This is a genomic window from uncultured Serinicoccus sp., assembly GCF_947487915.1.
Lineage (GTDB): Bacteria > Actinomycetota > Actinomycetes > Actinomycetales > Dermatophilaceae > Ornithinicoccus.
This window is the reverse complement of record NZ_CANKYH010000005.1, coordinates 307,786-315,545: the sequence shown is the minus strand read 5'-3', so window position 1 is coordinate 315,545 and position 7,760 is coordinate 307,786. Positions and strand designations below refer to the sequence as shown.

The 7,760-nt window shown below is 69.1% G+C and carries 9 protein-coding genes and 1 riboswitch; of the genes, 3 read left to right on the top strand and 6 right to left on the bottom strand.

The annotated features are described in order from the left end of the window. Positions 1-419: hypothetical protein (locus Q0795_RS08600; protein WP_298888831.1), on the bottom strand; the 419-nt coding region annotated here is incomplete at its 3' end. Beyond that, positions 418-567: riboswitch (cyclic di-AMP (ydaO/yuaA leader) on the bottom strand. It overlaps the preceding gene by 2 nt. Positions 568-780: 213 nt before the next feature. Between Q0795_RS08600 and Q0795_RS08595 the strand changes: the two genes are divergently transcribed. From Q0795_RS08595 to Q0795_RS08585, 3 genes are all read left to right on the top strand, one after another. Further along, positions 781-1,254, top strand: a complete 474-nt coding sequence (locus Q0795_RS08595) for a DUF6153 family protein (RefSeq protein ID WP_298888829.1) — start codon at positions 781-783, stop codon at positions 1,252-1,254. Between the two features lie 113 nt (positions 1,255-1,367). Next, on the top strand, positions 1,368-1,955 hold the full coding sequence (locus tag Q0795_RS08590; protein ID WP_298888827.1) for a DUF305 domain-containing protein: 588 nt from the start codon (positions 1,368-1,370) through the stop codon (positions 1,953-1,955). Between the two features lie 71 nt (positions 1,956-2,026). Further along, entirely contained in the window at positions 2,027-2,647 is a 621-nt protein-coding gene (locus tag Q0795_RS08585) for a CueP family metal-binding protein (protein ID WP_298888825.1), read from the top strand. Between the two features lie 314 nt (positions 2,648-2,961). Here Q0795_RS08585 and Q0795_RS08580 read toward each other — a convergent pair whose 3' ends face one another. The 5 genes from Q0795_RS08580 to Q0795_RS08560 form a co-directional block, all read right to left on the bottom strand. Next, positions 2,962-3,270, bottom strand: coding sequence for a metal-sensitive transcriptional regulator (locus tag Q0795_RS08580; RefSeq protein WP_298888823.1), 309 nt, complete (start codon positions 3,268-3,270; stop codon positions 2,962-2,964). 36 nt (positions 3,271-3,306) lie between these two features. Next, the gene (locus tag Q0795_RS08575) at positions 3,307-5,487 is read right to left on the bottom strand and encodes a heavy metal translocating P-type ATPase (protein ID WP_298888847.1); all 2,181 of its coding nucleotides are present in this window, start codon (positions 5,485-5,487) and stop codon (positions 3,307-3,309) included. A 106-nt stretch (positions 5,488-5,593) separates the two neighbouring features. Further along, positions 5,594-5,863 (bottom strand): YHS domain-containing protein, encoded by a 270-nt coding sequence (locus tag Q0795_RS08570; RefSeq protein WP_298888821.1) that lies wholly within the window; start codon positions 5,861-5,863, stop codon positions 5,594-5,596. Positions 5,864-6,005: 142 nt separating this feature from the next. Further along, the gene (locus Q0795_RS08565; RefSeq protein ID WP_298888819.1) at positions 6,006-6,185 is read right to left on the bottom strand and encodes a heavy-metal-associated domain-containing protein; all 180 of its coding nucleotides are present in this window, start codon (positions 6,183-6,185) and stop codon (positions 6,006-6,008) included. A gap of 438 nt (positions 6,186-6,623) precedes the next feature. Continuing rightward, the gene (locus Q0795_RS08560) at positions 6,624-7,739 is read right to left on the bottom strand and encodes a lycopene cyclase family protein (protein ID WP_298888817.1); all 1,116 of its coding nucleotides are present in this window, start codon (positions 7,737-7,739) and stop codon (positions 6,624-6,626) included. Positions 7,740-7,760 lie beyond the last annotated feature (21 nt).

The following is a 7,760-nucleotide window of genomic DNA, read 5'->3' as shown; positions in this document are numbered from 1 at the left end:
CTCGCGCTGGTCTCCTCACGGGCGGAGACCTGCTCGGTGACCTGCTCCTGCTGCGCGGGAGCGGCCTGCTCCTGCTGCGCGGGGGCGGCCTGCACCGGCTCCTCGACCTCCACCTCGACCTCGGGGGTGTAGGCGGAGAACCCGCCGATCCCGAAGGAGTCGAGCTCGATGTCGGACGGGGCGGCGGCGGCCTCAGCCGGACGGTCCACGGTGACCGTGCGGTCGGCGCTGACGCCCACACCGAGACGGAGCAGGCCGTCACGGTCCTGGGGCACCTCGGGTGCTGCGTTGGCGCTCAGCGCCGCACCGGCCAGGAGGCCGGTCGACGTCGCGGCCACGGCCGCCGTACGGGTCAGGGTGGTGCTGGTCGTGCGGAGACGACCGGGCCGACGGTGGCGGCCGGTGGTGCGCTGGGTCATGTAGTTCCTCCAGTGCCTGCGGGGTGAGCTGTCGGGCTTCGGGCTGGAGTGCCCCTGGACCGGGTTGGCCGGTCCGTCGCCCCAAGGAGCCGCAGGGGCGGCTCCAGAGGTGGTTCCCCCGCTCCTGTCAAAGCGGTGTCGTACGTGCCACGGCCCCGATCGGCGCGCGGACAGGACTAGGCAGTCGCGCTCGGGGGTCCCCCCAGGGAGGAGGACTCTTCGAGGTTACACAGGACCGGGCCAAATGTCACGAACAGGTAACGACGCCGTGGACCATGGAGATACGGAGTCCGGTTCCCGGGCGGGAGATTCGGCATCCCGTGCTCGGTGAGCCATCGACAGAGCCCCTAGAGTGGAGGGCATGGCACCCGTCGCTGCAACGCGCTCTGGGAGAGGCCCTTTCCTCTCTCGGTGCGCGCTGCTGGGCGGGCTGCTGGTGGCGGCGATCCTTGTCGGCCTGCTGGCCATGCATGCGCTGAATCTGCACGGCACTCCGGCCGCTCACGCGGCTGCCCCCTTGTCTGTCACCGTCGCCGACTCCGGCGAGACGCACCAGGGCATGGCGCATCACGGCTCGGCGGGCTCTTACGGGTTGACCGGCGGTACGGCTGATGATCCCGGGGGTTCCTGCGCGGACTGCGGGGGTGGCGCCCATCCGGGCATGGCCATGACGTGCGTGCTCGCTCTGCTGTTTGTCCTCTTCGTCCTGGTGCCGCCGCGGCTTCTGCCCGGATGGATGCACGCTGCATTCCGGCCGCTCCTTGTGGAGCGCTTCATCGACCGGCTGCTGCCTCGGGCGCCGTCGCTGCACGTTCTCTGCATCAGTCGCACGTGATGGAGCAGTGAACCCGGCGCACACCAGCGCCGGCGGTTCCCCCTCTCTCACTCACGCGGCGCCCATGTGGGGTTCCGCGCCACTGAAGCGACTGTTGATATTGGAGAACACTCATGAAGTTTCGTACCGCGGCGACCGCCGCACTCGCCCTCACGCTGGCCCTTGCTGGGTGCTCGGCCGGAAGCGACGACGAAGACTCAATGCCGGGCGTGGACCACGGCTCGTCCGAGCAGGCAGCCGATGCCAACGACGCGGACGTGATGTTCGCCTCGATGATGATCGTCCACCACGAGCAGGCCATCCAGATGAGCGACATCGTCCTCGCCAAGGACGGCGTCCACCCCGAGGTGGTCGAGCTGGCCGAGGCGATCAAGACCGCCCAGGGTCCGGAGATCGAACAGCTTCAGGGCTGGCTGGACGACTGGGGCGTCGACCCCGACGAAGGCCAGATGGACGGCATGGATCACGGCGACGGCATGATGACCGAGGACGACCTGGCCGCCCTCGAAGTGGCCGACGGCGCCGAGGCATCGCGACTCTTCTTGGAGCAGATGATCGTCCATCACGAGGGAGCGGTCGAGATGGCCCAGACGCAGGTCGATGACGGCAGCAACCCCGATGCCGTCGAGCTCGCGCAGACGATCGTCGACGCGCAGACCGCTGAGATCCAGGAGATGCAGGACCTCTTGGCCACCCTCTGATTGACCACCAGGGTCGGTGCCGTGGCGAGAGCGCCCGGCACCGACCCCCAACACCTTAGAAGGATCTCGCCTTGAACCGCCCCACCAAGCCGCGTCGCCGAAGTCTGATCGTCACGGCCACCGCCACGCTTGCCGCCGCCCTCGTTCTCACCGGATGCGCCACAACGTCGCCCGAGTCCGAATCCACCTCCATCGGCAGTCGAGCCGTCGACACTGAGTTTTTGGCGGACCACGACCTGGACGGCCTGGACGCCACGCAGGTCATCGAGCGGCTCGACACGATGCCCGTCGTCGACCGTCCTGTCGGTCTGATTGCATCCGTGCAACCCGACGCGCTCGTCCTTACCGACGATCAAGACCGCGAGACACGACTGCCGATGCCCGAAGAGGAGGTGTACATCTCGGTCGCCCCCTATCGGGAGCAGACGCACGATTGCTACTTCCACAGCCTGACCACCTGCCTGGGCGAACTCGACAACACTGAGGTCCATGTCACGCTCACCGGCGAGGACGGCGACGTGCTCGTCGACGAGGTACAGCAGACCTACGACAACGGGTTCGTCGGCGTCTGGGTGCCCCGCGGCATCGAGGCAACCCTCACGATCAAGCACGAGGGTCAGACGGGAACAGCCATCATCTCCACCATGAACGAAGATGACCCGACCTGCATCACCACCCTGCACCTGACCTGACCGTGAAGATTTTCCTTCGCAGCCTGATGGAGATGGGCTGTGGCTGGTGCCTACGAGCGTGACCCCTGACCTGACTGGCTTCGTGCCCTTGGCCCGACTTGTCCGCTCGTGGTCGCCGGCCCCAGCCCGGTCGGAGCGGACCTACCACCCCTCCTGCCCCAATCGGGGCGATAGGCCACTTTCACCGATAGAGCGATAGACCCGACCTGTCACCTAACCGTGCAGCAGTCCCGAGCAGACGGGTGGGTCATGGTGGGTCTGTCGTCCAGTTCAAGGGTGTGATTGGGCAGTTCCGTTACCGGGCGCGTGCTCGGTCAGGACTTGACGAGCCGGGCGATCGCGCGCGAGGCCTCAGCGATCTTTTCCTCCGCCTCGGGGCCGCCCGTCCTGGCAGCGTCGACGACGCAGTGCTTCAGGTGGTCGTCGAGCAGGGCCAGGGCGACGTTCTCCAGGGCTGAGGTGAGAGCGCTGATCTGGGTCAGGATGTCGATGCAGTAGGCCTCCTGGTCGATCATGCGGTAGATACCCCGGGACTGTCCCTCGATCCGTTTCACCCTGGCCAGATAACGGTCCTTGTCCGAGATGTAGCCGTGATGCTCGTGCTGTGGCGTGAGGCTGGCCATGAGGCGTCTCCTTCTAGGTGGGTGGGACGTTCTGGGTCAGGAGTCGGTTCGCAGGAGGGCCCGGGTGCTGTGGGCGGGGCGAAGGTCCAGGCGGCGCAGGAGTTGGGCGTTGAGCGCCACCACCACGGTGGAGGCCGACATCAGGATGGCGCCAATACTCATCGGCAGGACGAACCCGATTGGGGCGAGGACGCCTGCGGCCAGGGGGACGGAGATGAGGTTGTAGCCGGCGGCCCACCACAGGTTCTGCTTCATCTTCCGGTAGCTGCGTCGGGAGAGCTCGATGACGGACAGCACCGAGCGCGGGTCAGAGGAGGCGAGGATGACGCCGGCCGAGCCGATCGCCACGTCGGTGCCCGCGCCGATGGCGATGCCGACATCGGCCTGAGCGAGCGCGGGTGCATCGTTCACGCCGTCGCCGACCATGGCGACCTTGCTGCCCTCGTTCTGGAGCTCGGCGACCTTGGCGGCCTTGTCCTGCGGACGCACACCAGCGAAGACCCGGTCGATGCCGAGATCCTTCGCGACTGTGTCGGCGACGGCTTGGGCGTCGCCGGTGATCATCACGACCTGCACCCCGGCCGCGTGGAGTGCGTCGACGGCTTCGCGGGACTCGAGCCGGATCTCGTCGGCCAGCCGGAGCGCCCCGATGACCTCACCGTCGGCGAGCACGTGCAGGATGATCGCGCCTTCCCCGCGCCAGGCGTCGGCGGCGGGGAGCTCGTCCGCGTGGTGCTGGTCGAGTAGGTACGGTCCGCCGACCTCGATGACGGTTCCATCGACGGTGGCCTTAACGCCGACCGCCGGGGAGGAGGAGAAGTCCGAGGCCGCGGGCACGTCGAGTTTCCGGGTGCGGGCGGCGCTGACGATGGCCCGGGCGAGCGGGTGCTCGCTGTCGGCCTCCGCGGCGGCGGCCAGCGCCAGCACCTCCTCCTCGGTCCGGGTGTCGGCGGGATCGATGGCGGTCACCGTCGGCTCGCCCTTGGTGAGGGTGCCGGTCTTGTCGAACAGCGCGGTGTCCACGGTGCGCATGGACTCCAGCGCGAGACGGTCTTTGATGAGCACTCCGCCGCGGGCGGCGCGCTCGGTCGCGATGGACACCACCAGCGGGATCGCCAGGCCCAGGGCGTGCGGGCAGGCGATGACCAGCACGGTGATCGTGCGAACCACGGCGTCGTCCGGCCGCCCGATCAGCGACCACACCAGGGCAGTTATCAGTGCAGCACCGAGGGCGAACCAGAACAACCAGGCGGCTGCGGTGTCGGCGATCCGCTGCGCGCGGGAGGAGGACGCCTGGGCGTCGGAGACGAGCTTTTGAATGCCGGCGAGGGCGGTGTCGTCGCCGGAGGCGGTGACCTCGACGCGTAGGCCGGAGTCGGTGGCCACGGTGCCGGCGACCACCTGATCGCCGGTCTCACGGCGCACCGTCTTCGACTCCCCGGTGACCATCGACTCGTCCATGGAGGCCGACCCGTCGACGATCTTTCCATCGGCGGGTACCGAGGAACCGGGACGGACGATGACCACATCGCCGACGGCCAGATCAGCAGGAGCGACCTTGATGACGTCGTCGCCGTCGACCTTCTCGGCTTCGTCGGGCAGCAGCGCGGCCAGGGAGTCCAACGCGGAGGTGGTCTGCGCGAGGGAGCGCATCTCGATCCAGTGGCCCAGCAGCATGATGACCACCAGCAGCGCCAGCTCCCACCAGAAGTTCAGCTCGTGGTCCAGGATCCGCAGGCTGGCACCCCAGGACGCGAGGAACGCCACGGTGATGGCCAGGCCGATGAGCAGCATCATCCCCGGTTTGCGGGAGCGGATCTCGCTCAGCCCGCCGGTAAGGAAGGGCCACCCACCCCAGAAGTAGATGACCGTGCCCAAGATCGGCGAGACCCACCAGACCCACGCGGCTTCGGGCAGGTTGTAGCCGATGAGGTGAGCGAACATGTCATTGAAGCCCACGACCGGGACGGCGAGCACGAGCATGATCCAGAACAAGCGGCGGAACTGTCGGACGTGATCGCCGTGACCGGCATGCCCGTAATCGTGGCCGCTGTGTCCCTCGTCGTTCGCGTGGGCGTCATGGCCGTCGTGGCGACTGGGAGCCTTGTCATGACCCTGATGGTGGGCGCGCGAGTGATGACCGGCGTGGGTGCCGGGTGCTTCATGTTGCGTGTGCTCGGCGTGCGCGTCCGAACGTGTCGAGGGCTCGTTGATCATGATCTCGTCTCCTTCGTCCATCAGCTTCTGGTCCCGGCCTGAGACCGGGTGACGGCTCCGCGCTCCCGTGCGAGTGCGCGCAAGGGGAGCGCGGAACCAGGTGCCGTCAGGCGGCGTTCGCGTAGCGGTCGGGATCGGCGTCGAACAGGGGGCCGCAGGCGGCGCAGCAGAACCAGTACCGCTGGCCCTGGTAGTCGCGGTAGAGGCCAGCTTCCTCCGCCTGCGCCTTGACGACGGGGGTGCCGGCCATCACCCGGCATTCGGTCATCTCCTCGGCGGGGGTCTGCGCGACCGCTTCGGCGCTCGGCGTATGGCCGCAGCAGCTCCCACCGCTGGAGGAGGTGTCGGTCAGGTTCAGGTTCTCGTGTGCAGTCATCTGTGTTTCCTTTCGGGATGTGTCGATGACGGATAGGTCAGACGTTCACCGGCTCGCGGGCCGGTGCCGGTCCGGCTGGTGCCGGAGCGCTGGTGTCGTCAGCGCGGGCTTTGAAGGTCCGCATCGTGCAGGTGCCTTCATCTCAATTCCTCACGGCTGCGTAGCCGGCCTCATCGACCGCCGCGATCACCGCAGCGTCTTCCACCGGCTGCTCGGCAGCGACGGTGAGGCGACCCGTTGCCGCACTTACGTCGATGCCGGTCACGCCGGGAATCTCGGAGACCTCGCCGCGGATCGCGGTCTCGCAGTGCCCGCAGCTCATCCCCGGTCACCTGGAACCGCTCCTAGACGTCACAGCTCCTCTTCTCTCCGTATGGACCACCATACCATATACCCCTATGGGGTATTACGCCAGCCACCAACAGGCGACGTGCGTCATCGGGCCCGTAGACCGAGTCGTGGCCCTCGGCCTCATCGAAAACATCACCGATGCCTCGGCCGGCACCGACTACCTGCAAGTGATGCGGGCTGGACGAGGCTCGCTGCAAGCCCCGATCTGTCACCTACAGCCAATGGGCTGGCTCAATGACGACCGTTTTCGAGCCGCGCTCGCGGCCACGCCTCTGGCCCTTCGCCGTAGGTGGTGGTCGGGCTCAAAACCCCGACTCGAAAGGGGCATGGCTCGGAAACCGTCACAGGACGGACTTTCGGGCCGAGACCCGAGGTGAGCGGCTCTGCCCCCTCGCCCGGGCGAGTTCACTCAGGGCCCCAGGGTGGCCCGCACCAGCGCGGTCCGACCGGCGGCGGGCATGGCGGCGAACATCCCCCACATCGCCGCTCCCAGTGCCAGGCCCCCGGCCTCCCGCGCCATCACCACGCGCTGGCGGTGCGCCGGCAGGGTGCCGAACGCCTCGAAGAGCGCGACCGTCCCGGCGGTGTCGAGCCGCAGCAGCGCCCGCAGCCCAGCCTCCCTCAGCAGGTCCCCGGGTCGTCCTGGGTCAGCGACCGAGGGTGCCCCACCTGTCGCGAGGCGGTCGGCGAGCGACCGCGCCGAGCGCAGCGAGTGCGCCACCGAGTAGCCCGTGACCAGGTGGCCGCCTCGGCCTGCCGTGCCGACGGCGAGGGTCCCCGAGGGCGCAGGCTCGTCCCGCCCCCGCATGGGGATCCAGACCGTCTCCCGAGCGAGCGGGTCCTCGACCGCTGCCGCCCGCACCCCACGCCGCAGCAGCCGCCGGTGCAGGCGCTCGCGCAGCTCGGGCACCGGCATCGCGGGAGAGGCGGCGAGGCACGTCTCCTCCAGCAGCACCCGGTCCTCGTCCAGCGGGAGGGCGTAGAGGAAGCTCGGCACGCCCCGAGGGGAGTCGGGGTCTTCCGACCAGTCGGTGCTCCAGTCCATGAGGATCCCCTCCGCCCCGGCCAACGCCGGCGCCGCGTCCTCGGGGGTGACGACGATGCCGGAGGCGGTCTGCGCCGGCGCTGGATCCTGCGACCGGCGTCCGTCCGGACGGGCCCCCCGCGCGTCCACCACGACTCTCGCCTCGGCGGACAGCGCGCTCACCCCCGCGTCGTCCAGCCGGGCCTCGCGCAGCTCCACCGCGTCCAGCGGCAGGGCGGCCTGCAGCGCCGCGTTGTCGAGCACGGCATACGCCCGGGGCAGCCGGTGGCGGCCCCGTGCCCACAGCTCGGGCACCTCGATCCGCTGCCGCACGACCCCGGGTGGCAGACCGACCAGCTCCTCGGTCCACGCGCCGTAGGTCGGGGTCCAGGCAGCTCCCGGTCGCGGGTCGACCGCGAGCACGGACAGGCCCCGGGCCGCGCAGGCCGACGCCAGGGCCCGTCCGGCCGGGCCGAGCCCGACGATCGCCACGTCCTTCACGCGCGTCTCACCTCCGGCGCA